The sequence below is a fragment of the Wohlfahrtiimonas chitiniclastica DSM 18708 genome (assembly GCF_000375345.1).
In the GTDB taxonomy this organism is placed as follows: domain Bacteria; phylum Pseudomonadota; class Gammaproteobacteria; order Cardiobacteriales; family Wohlfahrtiimonadaceae; genus Wohlfahrtiimonas; species Wohlfahrtiimonas chitiniclastica.
Genome location: NZ_AQXD01000001.1, coordinates 16,220 through 31,551 on the forward strand (window position 1 = coordinate 16,220; position 15,332 = coordinate 31,551).

General features: G+C 46.1%; 13 protein-coding genes and 1 tRNA gene. 11 read left to right on the forward strand and 3 right to left on the reverse strand.

Going from position 1 to position 15,332, the window contains the following annotated elements:
* Window positions 1-37: 37 nt before the first annotated feature.
* From B143_RS0100095 to B143_RS0100120, 6 genes are all read left to right on the forward strand, one after another.
* The gene (locus tag B143_RS0100095; RefSeq protein WP_018121683.1) at window positions 38-724 is read left to right on the forward strand and encodes an ABC transporter ATP-binding protein; all 687 of its coding nucleotides are present in this window, start codon (window positions 38-40) and stop codon (window positions 722-724) included.
* Window positions 717-3,212 carry an ABC transporter permease gene (locus B143_RS0100100; RefSeq protein ID WP_018121684.1) on the forward strand — a complete coding sequence of 832 codons (2,496 nt, stop codon included), beginning with the start codon at window positions 717-719 and terminating at the stop codon, window positions 3,210-3,212. The genes B143_RS0100095 and B143_RS0100100 overlap by 8 nt, the downstream gene beginning before the upstream one ends.
* A 275-nt stretch (window positions 3,213-3,487) precedes the next feature.
* Window positions 3,488-4,138 (forward strand): c-type cytochrome, encoded by a 651-nt coding sequence (locus B143_RS0100105; RefSeq protein WP_008316414.1) that lies wholly within the window; start codon window positions 3,488-3,490, stop codon window positions 4,136-4,138.
* Window positions 4,139-4,140: 2 nt separating this feature from the next.
* Window positions 4,141-5,067, forward strand: a complete 927-nt coding sequence (locus tag B143_RS0100110; protein WP_018121685.1) for a c-type cytochrome — start codon at window positions 4,141-4,143, stop codon at window positions 5,065-5,067.
* Window positions 5,068-5,183: 116 nt separating this feature from the next.
* Window positions 5,184-7,079: a DUF2207 domain-containing protein gene (locus B143_RS0100115; protein WP_248647487.1), complete on the forward strand. Its 1,896-nt coding sequence runs from the start codon at window positions 5,184-5,186 to the stop codon at window positions 7,077-7,079.
* 32 nt (window positions 7,080-7,111) lie between these two features.
* A complete protein-coding gene (locus B143_RS0100120; RefSeq protein WP_018121687.1) occupies window positions 7,112-7,810 on the forward strand; it encodes a VIT1/CCC1 transporter family protein in 699 nt (232 codons plus the stop codon).
* A gap of 57 nt (window positions 7,811-7,867) precedes the next feature.
* On the opposite strand, the gene B143_RS0100125 is transcribed toward B143_RS0100120, so the two are convergent.
* Complete coding sequence (locus tag B143_RS0100125) at window positions 7,868-9,457, reverse strand: peptide chain release factor 3 (protein WP_008316418.1); 1,590 nt, start codon at window positions 9,455-9,457, stop codon at window positions 7,868-7,870.
* A gap of 133 nt (window positions 9,458-9,590) precedes the next feature.
* Here B143_RS0100125 and B143_RS0100130 point away from each other — a divergent pair, with 133 nt between their 5' ends.
* Window positions 9,591-10,523 (forward strand): HAD-IIA family hydrolase, encoded by a 933-nt coding sequence (locus tag B143_RS0100130; protein ID WP_018121688.1) that lies wholly within the window; start codon window positions 9,591-9,593, stop codon window positions 10,521-10,523.
* 39 nt (window positions 10,524-10,562) lie between these two features.
* On the opposite strand, the gene B143_RS09955 is transcribed toward B143_RS0100130, so the two are convergent.
* Both B143_RS09955 and B143_RS0100140 read right to left on the reverse strand, forming a co-directional pair.
* On the reverse strand, window positions 10,563-10,715 hold the full coding sequence (locus B143_RS09955; RefSeq protein WP_008316420.1) for a hypothetical protein: 153 nt from the start codon (window positions 10,713-10,715) through the stop codon (window positions 10,563-10,565).
* 108 nt (window positions 10,716-10,823) lie between these two features.
* Window positions 10,824-10,900, reverse strand: a tRNA-Asp gene (locus B143_RS0100140).
* A 205-nt stretch (window positions 10,901-11,105) separates the two neighbouring features.
* Here B143_RS0100140 and B143_RS0100145 point away from each other — a divergent pair.
* From B143_RS0100145 to ftsY, 4 genes are all read left to right on the forward strand, one after another.
* Window positions 11,106-11,993, forward strand: coding sequence for an NAD-dependent epimerase/dehydratase family protein (locus B143_RS0100145; protein WP_018121689.1), 888 nt, complete (start codon window positions 11,106-11,108; stop codon window positions 11,991-11,993).
* 54 nt (window positions 11,994-12,047) lie between these two features.
* Window positions 12,048-12,707, forward strand: a complete 660-nt coding sequence (locus B143_RS0100150; RefSeq protein ID WP_018121690.1) for a DUF4377 domain-containing protein — start codon at window positions 12,048-12,050, stop codon at window positions 12,705-12,707.
* Window positions 12,708-13,817, forward strand: coding sequence for a tRNA 2-selenouridine(34) synthase MnmH (mnmH, locus tag B143_RS0100155; RefSeq protein WP_018121691.1), 1,110 nt, complete (start codon window positions 12,708-12,710; stop codon window positions 13,815-13,817).
* A 97-nt stretch (window positions 13,818-13,914) separates the two neighbouring features.
* The gene (ftsY, locus tag B143_RS0100160) at window positions 13,915-15,330 is read left to right on the forward strand and encodes a signal recognition particle-docking protein FtsY (protein ID WP_018121692.1); all 1,416 of its coding nucleotides are present in this window, start codon (window positions 13,915-13,917) and stop codon (window positions 15,328-15,330) included.
* The last annotated feature ends 2 nt before the right edge of the window (window positions 15,331-15,332 follow it).

The following is a 15,332-nucleotide window of genomic DNA, read 5'->3' on the forward strand; positions in this document are numbered from 1 at the left end:
TTATGATGGGGCAATATAACATGATCATGGACACCATATGACACCCATCATTTTAGATGTAGTAGACGTGAGTAAAACCGTACAAACCACAGAGCCCCTCACCATTTTACAAGACATTACGTTTCGTGTGCAGCAAGGCGAGAGCTTGGCGATCGTGGGGAGTTCAGGCTCTGGTAAATCCACATTGCTCGGATTATTGGCAGGTTTAGACACAGCCAGCACAGGATCAATTACGCTCGCTGGTGTTGAACTGCAAACCCTCAATGAGGATGAGCGCGCCGCCCTTCGTGCACAGCATGTGGGCTTTGTGTTTCAATCTTTTCAGTTATTAGATTCGCTGGCGGCGCTTGAAAATGTGATGCTGCCTTTAGAATTAAAGGGACAAAAAGATGCGCGTGCAAAGGCAGCGCAGTTATTAGAGCGTGTGGGGCTTAAAGCAAGGCTCAATCATTATCCTAAACAGCTTTCCGGCGGTGAGCAACAGCGCGTGGCGATTGCCAGAGCCTTTGCCGCTGAGCCCGCCATATTATTTGCCGATGAACCCACCGGTAATTTAGACACCAAAACAGGGGCATCCATCATTGAGTTGCTGTTTGAACTCAACGATTCTTTAGGCACGACTTTGATTTTAGTGACCCATGAAGCGCGGTTAGCTGAGCGGTGCGAACACCGGATACAGATCGAAGCCGGGCGCTTAGTCCACGAGGAATTTGATCATGCATAAAATGGGTTTGAGCGAATTGTGCATCCTCGCTTGGCGTCAATTGTGGCGTGAATTTAAGGCAGGAGAGCTACGCATTTTATGGATTGCATTGATGCTGACTGTCACCATCAGTACGGCGATCGGTTACTTTGGGGCGCGTTTACAAGGCTCAATGAATGCGCGCGCTGGGGAGTTTTTAGCCGCCGACCTTGTGGTGCGTGGCTCAATGCCTTTAAATGCTGCACAAGTTGCCATGAATACAGAAGGTTTAACCCATGCGCACACGGTGAATTTCTCAACAGTTGTATTCAATGATGATGAGATGCAGCTCGTGAGTATTAAAGCTGCGGATTCACATTATCCGCTTCGTGGCACATTGACGATTGAGTCGGTTGAGTCTTCAACGCCCGTTGCCATTGATCAAGGACCTGCCCGCGGGGAAATTTGGGTGGAAAATCGTTTACTCTATGCGCTCAATTTGACGCTTGGGCAAACGATAGAGATTGGTCAGTTGCCCCTACGGATCAGCAACATTTTAGTGGATACACCTGATCGCGCCGGTGGCTTTTACAGTTTGAATCCATTTGGTTTGATGAATATTGAAGATTTAGAGGCAACAGGCGCGGTGCAGCCCGGTAGCCGTGTGACGCATCGTGATCTTTGGGCAGGTGATTCTGCGGCCATCGAGCGCCTTCAGCAGGCATTATTGCCAACCCTTGAGCCGCATCAAGCGTTATTAACGCCAAAAGATGGCAATGAACAGATCAACGGTGCATTGTCGCGGGCACAAACGTACCTGAATTTGGCAAGTTTGGTGGGCATTTTGTTGTCGAGTGTTGCCATTGCTTTGGCAGCGAATCAGTTTGCGGCGCGCCGTTATGATGACAGTGCTTTACTGCGCGCCCTTGGTATGCAGCAAAATACGGTCATTGCCTTATATGGCATGATGCTCATTTATTTAGGTGTGATCGGTGCCATCATCGGTGCGGTGCTTGGTTATGGCGTGCAATTGGGCTTATTGGCGTTACTGTCGAATGTGATTAAAGGTGATTTGCCTGCAGGTGGCATTGTGCCTGCCTTTGCGGGCATGAGCACAGGTTTTATTGTGCTCCTTGGCTTTGCGTTGCCACCGATTGCAGCGCTCGGGCGAACGCCGCCCTTACGTGTTTTGCGTGAAGATGCAGCGCCCGTGCCCTTTAAAAATTTTGTGGTGTATGGTTTAGCGGTTGCCGCGCTCTTTCTCATCATGTGGCAATTGAGCTTGAATCTAACCTTGACGCTCTCTTTATTAGGCGGCGCTTTATTGATGGTGTTGGTGCTCGGTTTTATGTTGTACGGCGTGGTGCGTTTACTGCGAAAAAGCTTACAATCTGCATCGTTTATTTGGCGAATGGCGCTTGGAGAAACATTGCGTCACCCAAGGCGCTCAATGGGGCAAATGGTGGCGTTTGGCATCATTTTGATGACGATGGCATTGGTGTTGATGCTCAGAAGTGAGTTGTTGCAAGATTGGCGAGAACAACTGCCAAAAGATGCCGCGAACCATTTTGCATTGAACATCTCCCCGATGCAAAAAGAGGATTTTGCCAACGCGCTACATAGAGAGGCCAGTAATGTTTCACCATTTTATCCGGTGGTGATGGGGCGCTTGACGGCTGTCAATGGGCAGAGTGTGAAGGCGGTTGAGTTGGTCAGTGATCGGGCGAAAAATGCGATTGATCGCGATTTAAACCTCACATGGAGCGAGCATTTGCCTAAAGGCAATGAAGTGGTGGCAGGGCAATGGTGGCAAGCTGCTTCTGAAGATCATGGTGTGTCGTTAGATGCAGATTTGGCTAAAGGTTTAGGCGTTGCGCTCAATGATACTTTAACCTTTGTGATTGCAGGGCAAGCGAAGGATTATACCGTGACGAGTTTACGCTCGATCGATTGGCAAACCATTGAACCCAACTTTTTTGTGATCTTTGCGCCTGATTCTATGAAGGATGCTCCGGTGAGCTATTTAACGAGCTTTTATTGGCCAGAAGCACAGACACGCGCATTGATCGAGTTGATGAAAGATTTTCCTACGGTGACGCTGCTCGATTTACAAGCTTTGATCACGCAACTTAATGACATTTTGCAGCAAGTGACATTGGCGATCGAATACATTTTAGTTTTGGTGCTTGCAGCCGGCATTGTGGTGCTCCTTGCAGGGTTACAAACCACACTGGCAGAGCGCTTAAAACAAGGGGCAATATTGCGAGTGCTTGGGGCGAATCGGCGCGTATTATTGAAAAGCCAAGGCATCGAATTTGCATTGATGGGCGGTTTATCTGGTTTATTGGCAGTATTAGGGAGCGAACTCATCAGTTATTTGCTCTATCACTATTTGCTCGATTTATCCTGGCAACCGCACATTCGTTTGTGGCTATTGCCATTGATGGGTGCTATGCTGATCACTGCAATGGGAATGTTGAGTGCCCGATCAGTCACACAAGCCTCACCTTTAACCATTTTACGGGGTTAAATGCTAAAAACTTGACGAATATACATAATATTTGATTGCGTCAATTTTTTGGCCATGGCGAATGACAAAATAAGTGATCCTAAGCGATGGATTGTGATCTTTTGTCATTCGTTGATATTTTTATAAAAGTTTGCCTAAGATCATTTTATGTGCACATTTAGCATGCAAAAACATACCGCAGAGGTATGAAGTCGCCTGTGGCTCTGTTTTCTTTGCCATATAGACTTGATATCCTTAACCACTTGAGTTTTATACAGTGGTAGTGAGGAGGGCATATGAGACAGATTAAGAAGTTCGGGGCTTTGTCTCTTTTAGGGCTATTGCCTTTCATCGGTCATGCGGATGAAGGTGAAGCAGTTTATACAAAAGGCGGTGAAAAACCTCAAGCCTTGGCATGTACAACGTGTCATGGTGCGCAAGGTTTAGGCTTGCCAGCAGCAGGTTATCCAAATGTCACAGGGATGTCCGCTGAATATTTAGCAAAACAGTTGCGTGATTTTCAGGATGGCACACGCAGCCATCCCATCATGGATCCCATTGCACGTGCATTGAGTGATGATGAAATCGATTCAGTGACAGAATACATGGAATCTTTCGATGTGAAAGAAGTGCCAATGATTACACGTGCAGCCACGCCAACTGATGAAGGCAGCTGGTTGGCACTTCGTGGAGATTGGAGTCGCAATGTTCCTGAATGTGTGGCTTGTCATGGTCCAAGCGGCGTGGGCGTGGGTGAATCTTTCCCACGTTTAGCGGATCAAAGCTCTGTGTACATCGTGAACCAATTAAAAGCTTGGCAAAATGGCACGCGCCACAATGACCAAGATGATTTAATGGGTCACATTGCACGCGCATTGACAGAAGATGAAATGAAGGCAGTGGCAGAGTATTTTGCCACCATTAACGATCAACAAGTGGAGAAATAATTATGAAAAAGCTATTAGTGGCATCTTTAGCGGCAGCATTCATCTCTCCTGTGGCACTTGCGGATAATCCCATTAAAATGGAAGATCAATCCCAGTTAAAACAAGCGCCAGAGATTGCGCATGGTGAAGAATATCACAAGCCGCCTTCAGAAAAAGATCTCCCAGACAACGCATTTGGCGACATGGTGAGAAAAGGGCATGCAATTTTCGTGGATACGAAAAATCAATTGCCTGAATATGTGGGCAATGGCATGAACTGTGTGAACTGTCACATGGATCAAGGTCGTTTAGCGAATGCAGCGCCAATGTGGGGTGCATATCCGATGTATCCTGCATACCGCAGCAAAAATAACAAAGTGAATACATTTGCAGAACGCATTCAAGGTTGTTTCCAATTCAGTATGGATGGTCAACCACCTGCGGCAGACAGCGATGCAATGACAGCACTCATCACTTATTCTTACTGGTTAGCCACAGGTGCACCGACAGGTAAATCATTGCCAGGTCGCGCGTATCCTGATGTGCCAAAACCAGAAGGTGGCTACAGCATCGAAAATGGTGCAAAAGTGTATGCAGAAAACTGTTCATTCTGTCACGGTGCCGATGGTATGGGTCAAAAAGTTGGGGATAACTATGTGTTCCCACCACTTTGGGGCAAAGATTCCTTTAACTGGGGCGCAGGGATGCACCGCATCAACACTGCAGCCACCTTCATTAAAGCGAACATGCCATTGGGTAAAGGCAACACATTGACAGATCAAGAAGCTTGGGACGTTGCAGCTTTCATGAATAGCCATGAGCGCCCACAAGATCCGCGTTTAGTGGACGGTTCTGTTGAGAAAACCAAAGAGAAATATCATGCCAATGATGGTGTGAATCTCTATGGTGTTGAAGTGAATGGTAAAATCTTAGGTCAAGGGACTGAATAAGTCGCTGATCGATGGATATCATGCCCTGATGATGCAAATCATCGGGGTATTTTTTTACCTTTGAGATGAGCTCTGTATAATCATTGCTCACGATGGGTGTTAGAAAAGGTTGATGAGTGATTAGAAAGATTTTTCAAAGTGCATGGATGATCGTATGTTTGCTCGCTGTGGCGTATGGCGATCACATTGAGAATTATCATGTCACTGTGCATTTGACGAATAAAGGCAACATTGATGTCAAAGAGACCATTACGATCGAAACGGATCATGAAGAGGTGCGCCGCGGCATCGTTCGGGACATCCCTACAGGCTTTCAGTTGTTACAAAAATCCGTTGAAACACCTGTCAAAGTGCGCCATGTGCTGCGTGATGGCCGCTCTGAGCCTTATACCCTTGAACATTATGATGGCGGGCTCAGAATTTTAACGGGTGCAGCCATCGATGACCCTAGCCATTATTTGCCAAAGGGCAAGCACACCTTTGTGATTGAGTGGCGCAGTGATCATCATGTGCGTAGCCTTAAAGATTATGATGAGCTGTATTTAAATGTCATCGGTCAGCAATGGACGCTCCCCATCACGCATGCGAGCGCCACGTTATATTTGCCGCGGTCAGTGTCTGAGATTCAATCGGCAGCGTATTATGGCGGGCTTGGCAGCCACAATGCCGCGGATGTTGAGGTGATCTCGCCGCATGAAATCAATTTTTCTGTGCCCGTGCCTTTAAAACCGCATGAAGGATTGACGATTGCCACAGGCTTTACCGCAGGCATCATTCATGGTGTGGAGCCTGATTGGACAGATTTAATCATGGCGCGTGCCCTCCATTATCTACCGAATTTTATGCAACCTGTGAATGTGGTGTTTTTGATTTTACTGGTGCTCATGAGCGCTTGGTTTATGGGTGGGCGTTTGCTGTTAAAAATGTGGCGAGGGCAGCAAGATGACAACATTCGTTATGCACCGCCCGATGGCCTGACGTTGGAAGAGATGTTTTATTTAGGCAATGATCCCATTGATCCGCCGTTAGATCGCGCCGCGTTGGCATTCCTTGTGGATTTGCATCAAAAAGGTGCATTAACCATGGATGGCTATGGCAACATTGAGCGTTTGCCTGAATCGAACATTCATGGGCGTTTAGAAGCGGCAGAGCAGCAGTTGCTCCATGATTGGCACGATCAAGATGCCAAAGGATTACGCAGTGCCATTCAGAGTTTACGCGGTCATTTGATTCATGGGTTTGACTATTTTTATACGCCAAAAATGAAGTTTTATGTGGGCTTTGGGCTTGCCATCATTGCAGGTGTGATGGCGCTGGCAACCTTGTATTTGCAATTAGAAATCTTCATGAGTTTGATCTTCATGGCGATTGCGGCGGTTAAATTGATTCGTCCTGTGATCATGGATTTTTTAATGCGTGATCAAAGGGATGACGACGATGAACAAGCATCGTGGATTTTATGTGGCTTTGGGGCGATTTTTGGCGGCTTGCCGCTCTATGCAACGCAAGAAGATTGGCTGCCTAAGCCTTTAACGGATGCTGAGTTTATTTTGATGTATCTATGCGTGTTGATCCCGATTGTGCTCATCATGATGATGCTGTTATTCATTTATGAACGCCGTTATGTGCTGCGCCCACAATATGCGGAGGCAGCCCGCGCAGTGAAGGGATTTCAGCGCTTTTTAGCAGAGCGCAATCCTACGGGCTTTAATTTAACGCCGGATCTGTTTGAGCATTATTTGCCGCATGCCATTTTATTGGGCGTGGACAATGATTGGCTGAACCTGTATCAAGCAGCTTATCCACAAAATTATGCAGACAGTGACGTGGTGGGCAGTGGCGCTTTTTTGGCCGCAGCGAATCAAGCCAATTTATATCATGCACCTTTTCGTAATGTTGATAATGACAAGGGTTTTGGCGGTTCAAATAATAGTGGTGGCGGGGCTTCTGGCTCGGGCGGCGGTGGATCAGCGGGTGGTGGTTCAGGCGGCGGTGGCGGCAGCGGTCGTTAATGGTGAATACAATGAGAAAAGATAAGGATTCTATGAAAAAGAAGACAGATCAAAAACATCAAGGGGCGATTGAGAATCGCCTCAATATTTTACGCGCAGGCGTGCTCGGTGCCAATGATGGCATCATCTCAACGGCGGGGCTCGTGATTGGGGTGGCGAGTGCAACGAATAACATTATGACCATTTTGGTGGCAGGCATTGCAGGATTATTGGCAGGGGCTTTATCCATGGCGGGCGGTGAATATGCATCTGTGAGCACACAAAAAGACGTGGAGCAAGCAGAGGAGGCCAAAGAGCGCATTCGCTTAGCGAATGACTTTAAAGGGGAATCGGCGGAACTTGTGCAATATTATGAGGATAAAGGTTTAAGTCATGCATTGGCAACACAAGTCGCCGCGGAATTGATGAAGGTGAATCCTTTGGGGGTTAAGTTAAAAACCGCATCTAACATCACGCTTGGCGATTATGTGAGCCCGTGGAATGCAGCAATTTCTTCGATGTTTTCTTTCACTGTGGGCGCGGTGATTCCGCTCATTTTTATTTTTCTGTTGCCTGTGCACATTAAGATTGTGGGAACATTTGCCGTGGTCTCTGTCGCGCTTGCCTTAACCGGTTATGTGAGCGCTGCATTAGGTGGAGCACCGCGTTTAAAAGCACTGATTCGCAATGTGGTGGTGGGCATGCTGACGATGTTGATCACTTATGGCTTAGGGCAGTTTGCGCACATTTAATAAATATTGGATGATGCAAAAAAAATCCCTCAATGTGAGGGATTTTTCATGTGTGACTTAATTGACGCCATGTTCACGGGTGGCCGTGAATTTAATGTCCGGATGGCGCTCTTGAGCAAGCGTTAAGTTCACACGCGTTGGTGCGATGTAAACATATTCGCCCGAATGGTCAATGGCTAAGTTGTCATAGCATTTATTGATGAAGTTCTCAAAGGTTTTGCCATCTTTACAAGAGACCCAGCGAGCGGTGGAAACATTCACCGCTTCAAAGATGCAATCAACATTGTAGTCGGTTTTTAGGCGATGCATGACGACGTCAAATTGCAAAATACCCACCGCGCCAATGATCAAATCATTGCTGTTGAGCGGTTTAAAGAGCTGGGTTGCCCCTTCTTCGCAGAGCTCTTCTAAGCCTTTTTGAAGCTGCTTCATTTTAAGCGGATCACGTAAGCGCGCACGGCGGAACAATTCAGGGGCAAAGTCCGGAATCCCTGTGAACACTAAATCCTCGCCTTCTGTAAAGGTGTCGCCAATGCGGATGGTGCCATGGTTATGAATACCAATGATGTCGCCGGCATAAGCTTCTGTTAAGTGTTCACGTTCTGAGGCCATGAAGGTTAAAGCATCTGGAATTTTGATGTTTTTGTTGATGCGTGCGTGGCGAGCGGACATGCCCGGTGAATATTTACCAGAGCAAATGCGCATGAATGCAATGCGGTCACGGTGTTTCGGGTCCATGTTCGCTTGGATTTTAAACACAAAGCCTGTGAATTTCTCTTCTGAAGGTTCCACAATGCGGGTTGTGGTGGCATGACCTTTTGGCGGCGGGGCGATTTTCACAAAGCCATCGAGCATCTCTTGTACACCAAAGTTGGTGACGGCAGAGCCAAAGTAGACAGGCGTTAATTGACCGGCTAAGTAATCCTCTAAATTAAACTCGTTACTTGCCCCACGCACCAATTCTAATTCCTCGCGGAACTCATTGGCTTTCTCGCCCAATACTTCGTCGAGCTCTGGATTGTCTAAACCTTGAATGATGCGGCTGTCATGTTTTTTACCATCTTTATGCACTTCATAGAGCGCCACATAATCATCAATTAAGTGGTAAACACCTTTGAGCTCTTTACCCATGCCAATTGGCCAAGTGATGGGCGCGCATTGGATTTTTAACACATCTTCCACTTCATCTAATAGATCAATCGGGTCTTTACCTTCGCGATCTAATTTGTTGATGAAAGTCATGATGGGCGTATCGCGCAGGCGGCAAACTTCCATGAGTTTAATGGTTCGCTCTTCAACACCTTTTGCACAGTCGATCACCATTAAGGCAGAATCCACCGCTGTGAGTGTGCGATACGTATCTTCAGAGAAGTCTTCATGCCCCGGCGTATCAAGCAGGTTGATCATTTTATCTTTATACGGAAACTGCATCACAGATGAAGTGATGGAAATCCCGCGTTGTTTTTCGAGTTCCATCCAGTCTGACGTTGCGTGACGCGCCGCTTTACGACCTTTGACCGTACCGGCTAAGCTGATCGCACCCCCAAAGAGAAGGAGCTTTTCGGTCATTGTGGTTTTACCTGCGTCAGGGTGAGCAATAATCGCAAACGTGCGTCTGCGTTGCATCTCTTGAATCATTCCTGCCATAAATGTCTGTTGCCTAATTAAAAATTCGATAAACCAACCATTTTACATGATTTGTCGCCATTGATGGCAAATAAAAATATGGATTTATAGTAAACTGAGCGCACCGATCCATTAAACTAAAAAAGGATATGCCATGTCAGACTTTGATCGTAACTGGGCGATTTATTTAAACCATTATCGCCCGGATGTCCTCTTTCCCGAAATGCCTCAGCCTGTGAAAGCTGCGCGTCCGATTGCCTCGCTTTTAGAGATTGCAGATGAATTTGATGTCATGCTGCTCGATGGCTTTGGCGTGTTGAATGTGGGACCTAATCCCATCGATGGCATGCCAGAGGTGATCAATGCCTTAATGGCAAAGGGCAAACAGGCGTTTGTCTTAACGAATGGCGCAACATTTCCTGTGGCCATTAATGCGGCGCGTTATCCTAAATGGGGTTATCCGATTCCATTGGCGCAAGTGATTTCATCACGCATGGCGGCAGAACATGCGATCGCGGCGCACCCATTAACAGCCCTTGATCAATTGTGGGGCGTGGTGGGTTCGCCTCATTATGATTCTTCTACGATTGATGCAAGAACGGTCTATTTAACAGAAGAGAACATTGATAAAGTCGATGGCATTCTCTTTTTAGGTACGATGGAATGGAGTCCTGAGAAACAAGCGTGGCTTGTTGAGCATTTAAAGAAACGTCCGCGCCCCATTTTGATTGGTAATCCTGATGTGTGCGCACCTTTAGCCACAGGCTTTACGGTGGAACCTGGGCAATATGCTTTAGACTTTAAAGCAATTGATGGTGTGGAGGTGCAATTTTTTGGCAAGCCCTTTCAGCTTTGCTATTCATTGAGTTATGAGCGCATTCGTGACATTGCAGGAAATGTACCGATTGACCGTATTTTGATGGTGGGTGATACCTTGCACACGGATATTCTAGGGGGCAACACTTGCGGCATGAAAACGGCATTGATGGCAGATTATGGCTTTTTAAGGGGGCAGGATCCTTATCCATATATTGAAGCTTCTGGCATCACACCAGACTTTGTGGTGAGTCGCGCGCATCACAAATAAATGGTCCACAAAAAAAGCTGGTTTTCACCAGCTTTTGTTTTATTCATCATCGTCTAACGTTGAGATTTCACAGTTGTTATTGGTATTGCCATGCAATACGCATTGCTCTAAACGCTCAGCTTCGCTATAAGGAGAAGTACACGCGGTCAGACAAGCAAGGGCGGCGATGAGAATCATGAATTTTTTATACATTGATGGATTCCAAATAGATCGATTAAACACAGTGAGAGTGTAGCAATCTTCAGATGGTAAATACAATGGGATTTGGAAATTTAGATATTGACNGAANNAGCCAAAAAATGGCGGAGCGGACGGGACTCGAACCCGCGACCCCCTGCGTGACAGGCAGGTATTCTAACCAGCTGAACTACCGCTCCGNAATCTCTTCAACTTCAGAGGAGTTGCATTATACATAAGAAAAATGCTTTGTCACATCTTTTTTACGATTAGCTCAATAATCAGTCAATTTAATGTTTCGGTGTTGCCAATAAATCTCTGAATTAGGATAAAAAATAGTTTGAAAACAATATTTTCTATAAAAAAGGCGTAAACTATATTTTTTGTATGAAAAAGGTGAAATGGATGAATGAAACCATTTTATTGACGGGGGCTTCTGGTTTTTTAGGGCGTCGCATTGCGCGCTTTTTACAAAGAACCGATGCTTATTTGATCACCACGAGCCGACAACAAGAGAGTTATCCGAATCATTTGGTGCGTGATCTTGCCAATGTCACCGCGGAAATTGCCCAAAATGTGGATACTGTGATTCATTTGGCAGGTTTAAATGAAACGGCGAATGCAACAGATGTTGACTATCACACCGCAAATGTGGATCACAGCGTGAAATTATTAGAATCTGCCATGGCAGCAGGTGTGCGGCGCTTTATTTTCATCAGCACCACAAAGGTGCATGGTGAATCAGGCATGGACATTACAGAGAACAGTCCATTTGCGCCAGCAACAGCTTATGCGCGCTCAAAGCTTGCCGCTGAAATGGCATTGCAACAAGCGGCAAAAGATCGCATTGATTTGGTGATTTTGCGTTTGCCATTGATTTATCACATCGATGCAGTCAATCAATTTGGGCATTACATTGCCATGGTGAAAGAAGGGCGTTCGTTGCCGTTTGATAAAATGGACAATCAGCGCACAATGCTGGCACTGTGTAATTTTGAATCTGCACTGAACGCGGTATTAATGCAACCAGAAAAGGGCAGTGACACTTTTATCATTGCCGATGGCTTTGCGTTAAGCACCACGGAGATCTTTAAAGGCATTGCGGTTTCTGCTGAAGTGCCGTTGCAGCTCTTTTATCTGCCTAAAATTATGGCCAAAGCCAGCATGAAATTAACAGGGCGCGCGCGTAGCTTTGATGAATTGTGGGGAAGTTATGTAGTGAATGGTCAATATGCACAAACCGCGCTCAATTGGCAGCCTGCGCGGGATTATGTGGCCAATCTCTCCAACTAATTTTGGTTATCTGCTAATATTAATGGTCATGATCGAATCGATAAGGAAATCATTATGAAAACGAAAACCTTAGCTGTATCAGCATTGATGGCATCACTGTTGATGGCGCCAAGCTTTGCAGGACTCACATTAGATAATATCTCAACTGATCATTCAGTCACCGCAACTGTGGATATGGACAATAAAAGCTTTGCCATCACAGGTGGCTGCAACACGGTCATGGGCGGCATGGACATCAATCAATACGATACGTTCATCGCAGAGCGTAATTTAGCATCAACTTTAATGGCATGCAGCGAACCCTTAGAATTGATGAGCTTACGCATTCAAAGCTTTTTAAACAATCAGCCTAAAGTGGTGCGTGAAGGCAACCAACTTTTTTTAGTCGGCACCATTGAAGGCGAAGTTCGAAGCGTATACATGCCTTTAACGCTCGATCAAGGCAGCTTTAAGGATGTGAAAGCAGAAGCGTATGAGCGCATTTTTATTTATGTTTCGAATGAAAAAGTGCCTTGCCCAAATGATCCAAATGCCAAGTGTTTACAAATCCGTGAGAATAAAGAATCTGCGTGGCAGCCTTATGAAGGGACGATTGAAGGATTTTCTGCAGAGCCTGGCATTGCGTATCGCCTTCGTTTAAAAGCGTACGACAAAGGTACGAAAGAAGAACGCTGGGTGTACGATATGGCCGTGGAACAAGAAGTTGTTGAATAAATGAAAACACAAGACATTGAGGATTATCATTCTCTGATCCTCAATCGTGTGCCGATGATGGATGTGCGTGCACCGATTGAGTATGTCACAGGACATCTGCCCACCGCCATCAATTTGCCCATCATGAATGATGATGAACGAGCACAAGTGGGTACATGTTATAAAGAAAAAGGCAGCGCCGCAGCGGTTGCGCTTGGGCATCAATTGGTCAGTGGTGCGAATAAAGCCCATAAAATGGCCGCGTGGCAAGATTTTTATCATGCGCATCCTAATGCAGTGATTTATTGTGCCCGTGGCGGCATGCGCTCTAAAATCACGCAGCATTGGCTCTCAGAGATGGGCATGGACATTCCCCGCGTGTATTTAGGTTATAAAGGGCTGCGCCGCTATTTATTATCAGTTTTAGACAATGCCCCTAATCATGCAATGCTCATGATCAGCGGCAATACAGGCACTGGCAAAACAGATTTACTCCATGAATTTTCAGCATCGATTGATTTAGAAGGACTGGCGAATCATCATGGCTCTGCCTTTGGGAAAACCTTAACGGCGCAACCCTCACAAGCTCTATTTGAAAATGAGCTGGCTGCATGTTGTGTGCTTAAAGAGAAAGAGCCGCTGTGGCTGATCGAAGATGAAAGCCGCAATATTGGTAAATTGTATCTGCCAGAATGCTTCCATCAATCCATGAAGCAAGCGCCACTTGTGATCATTGATGAACCGCTTGATCATCGTTTAGCGCGCATCAGTCAGCTCTATTTTTCAGAGATGTCCGCACAATATCAGCAGCAATATGGTGAGGCAAAGGGTTGGCAGCAGTATGAAGCTTATTTACACCATGGTTTATTTGCCGTGCAAAAGCGCCTAGGGCTTGAGCGATATCGTGATTTAGATGCTGCCCTCACGCATGCTTTACAGGTACAATGCAATACGGGCGACATCAGCGCGCATTTGAATTGGCTTGAACCCTTATTGACCACATACTATGATCCGATGTATGAATATCAATTATCACAAAAGCAAGATCGCGTTCTATTTCGTGGCAATTATGGGGCGATTCGTGACTTTGTCAGCCACCATTTATTGACACAAAATGAATTGCTTAACTAGAAAATGGGCGCAAAATTGGAAAGTCAGGTGGTGAGCGCTATTTTTTGATAATATAGCACCATTTTATGTTCCCCTATTTGGATTGAAGGTTATTGGCATGTCAGAAAAGAAAGGCTCTTGGTTTTCCCGTCTTTTTAGATCAAAAAAAGAAGAACAAGTTGAAAAAGTTGACGAGGTGATTGAAGCACCGGTTGAGACGGTCGAACCTGTTGTTGCCGAGGAAAAAGCAACCTCTGAGGCATCTTTAGCGGCGGTTGAATCTGCCATTTCCGTCAATACCGCGGCATTGAGTGAATCAGCAACGTTAGACATTGCACCAAATAAACCGCATCACCATGAAACCATTGCAGAGATCGAAGCCGAAGAGATCTTTGAAGCTGTGGCTGAAAATGTGGTGGCGCAATCGGTTGAAACCGGTGAAACTGTCTTAACATCAGCGCCAGAAGCCGCGCAAACCATTGCCGATACTGAAGAGAAAATTGCTGAAACGATCGAAACGGCACATGTAGAAGAGATCGCGCATACCGTTGAAGAAACGATTAAAGCGCCTGAAGCTGTGTTGCAAGAAAAGCCCAAAACAGGATTCTTTAAACGTTTAAAAGAGCGCTTAGGTAAAACGCGTGATGGCATCACCGCAGGTTTAGCGGATCTTTTCATTGGTAAAAAATCCATCGATGATGACATTTTAGAAGAGTTAGAAACGCGCCTTTTGATGGCGGATGTCGGCGTTGAAGTGACGCAAAAATTGATCGCCAACATCACGGCCGAAGTGTCCCGTAAGAATTTATCAAATGTTGATGAGCTACTTGCAGCCTTAAATAAAGAGATGGTGGAAATTCTCAAGCCTGTGGAAAAACCGCTGGTGGTGGACAATACAGAACATTCGCCTTATGTGATTTTGATGGTGGGCGTCAATGGTGTGGGTAAAACCACCACCATTGGTAAATTGGCAAAAAAATTCCAATCTGAAGGTAAAAGCGTGATGCTTGCCGCTGGCGATACCTTCCGTGCTGCGGCCGTTGAACAATTGAAAGTGTGGGGCGAGCGCAATAACATTCCTGTGGTGGCACAAAAAGAAGGGGCAGATCCTGCGTCTGTGATGTTTGATGCGATGGAATCAGCCAAAGCCCGTAAAGTGGACATTTTAATTGCAGATACTGCAGGGCGTTTACACACGCAAGCAGGCTTAATGCAAGAGTTGGCGAAAATTCATCGTGTGATGGGGCGCGTTGATGAATCTGCGCCACATGAAGTGATGCTTGTGGTGGATGCATCTACTGGGCAAAATGCCTTAAATCAAGCCACGCAATTTAATGAGATTGTCAAACTCTCCGGCATTACTTTTACCAAATTAGATGGCACGGCCAAAGGCGGGATCATTTTTGCCATTGCCGATAAGCTCAATGTGCCTGTGCGCTTTATTGGCGTCGGTGAAGCCATTGATGACTTGCGCCCCTTTGAAGCAGAAAGCTTTGTGTCTGCCATTGTGGGTCAAGCCTCAGATCACGCATAATT

What these genes read in the sequence shown, in the direction of transcription:
- B143_RS0100095 (WP_018121683.1), top strand. Translation starts at nt 38, where the DNA reads ATGACACCCATCATTTTAGATGTAGTAGACGTGAGTAAAACCGTACAA.
- B143_RS0100100 (WP_018121684.1), top strand. Translation starts at nt 717, where the DNA reads ATGCATAAAATGGGTTTGAGCGAATTGTGCATCCTCGCTTGGCGTCAA.
- B143_RS0100105 (WP_008316414.1), top strand. Translation starts at nt 3,488, where the DNA reads ATGAGACAGATTAAGAAGTTCGGGGCTTTGTCTCTTTTAGGGCTATTG.
- B143_RS0100110 (WP_018121685.1), top strand. Translation starts at nt 4,141, where the DNA reads ATGAAAAAGCTATTAGTGGCATCTTTAGCGGCAGCATTCATCTCTCCT.
- B143_RS0100120 (WP_018121687.1), top strand. Translation starts at nt 7,112, where the DNA reads ATGAAAAAGAAGACAGATCAAAAACATCAAGGGGCGATTGAGAATCGC.
- B143_RS0100125 (WP_008316418.1), bottom strand. Translation starts at nt 9,457, where the DNA reads ATGGCAGGAATGATTCAAGAGATGCAACGCAGACGCACGTTTGCGATT.
- B143_RS0100130 (WP_018121688.1), top strand. Translation starts at nt 9,591, where the DNA reads ATGTCAGACTTTGATCGTAACTGGGCGATTTATTTAAACCATTATCGC.
- B143_RS09955 (WP_008316420.1), bottom strand. Translation starts at nt 10,715, where the DNA reads ATGTATAAAAAATTCATGATTCTCATCGCCGCCCTTGCTTGTCTGACC.
- B143_RS0100145 (WP_018121689.1), top strand. Translation starts at nt 11,106, where the DNA reads ATGAATGAAACCATTTTATTGACGGGGGCTTCTGGTTTTTTAGGGCGT.
- B143_RS0100150 (WP_018121690.1), top strand. Translation starts at nt 12,048, where the DNA reads ATGAAAACGAAAACCTTAGCTGTATCAGCATTGATGGCATCACTGTTG.
- mnmH (WP_018121691.1), top strand. Translation starts at nt 12,708, where the DNA reads ATGAAAACACAAGACATTGAGGATTATCATTCTCTGATCCTCAATCGT.
- ftsY (WP_018121692.1), top strand. Translation starts at nt 13,915, where the DNA reads ATGTCAGAAAAGAAAGGCTCTTGGTTTTCCCGTCTTTTTAGATCAAAA.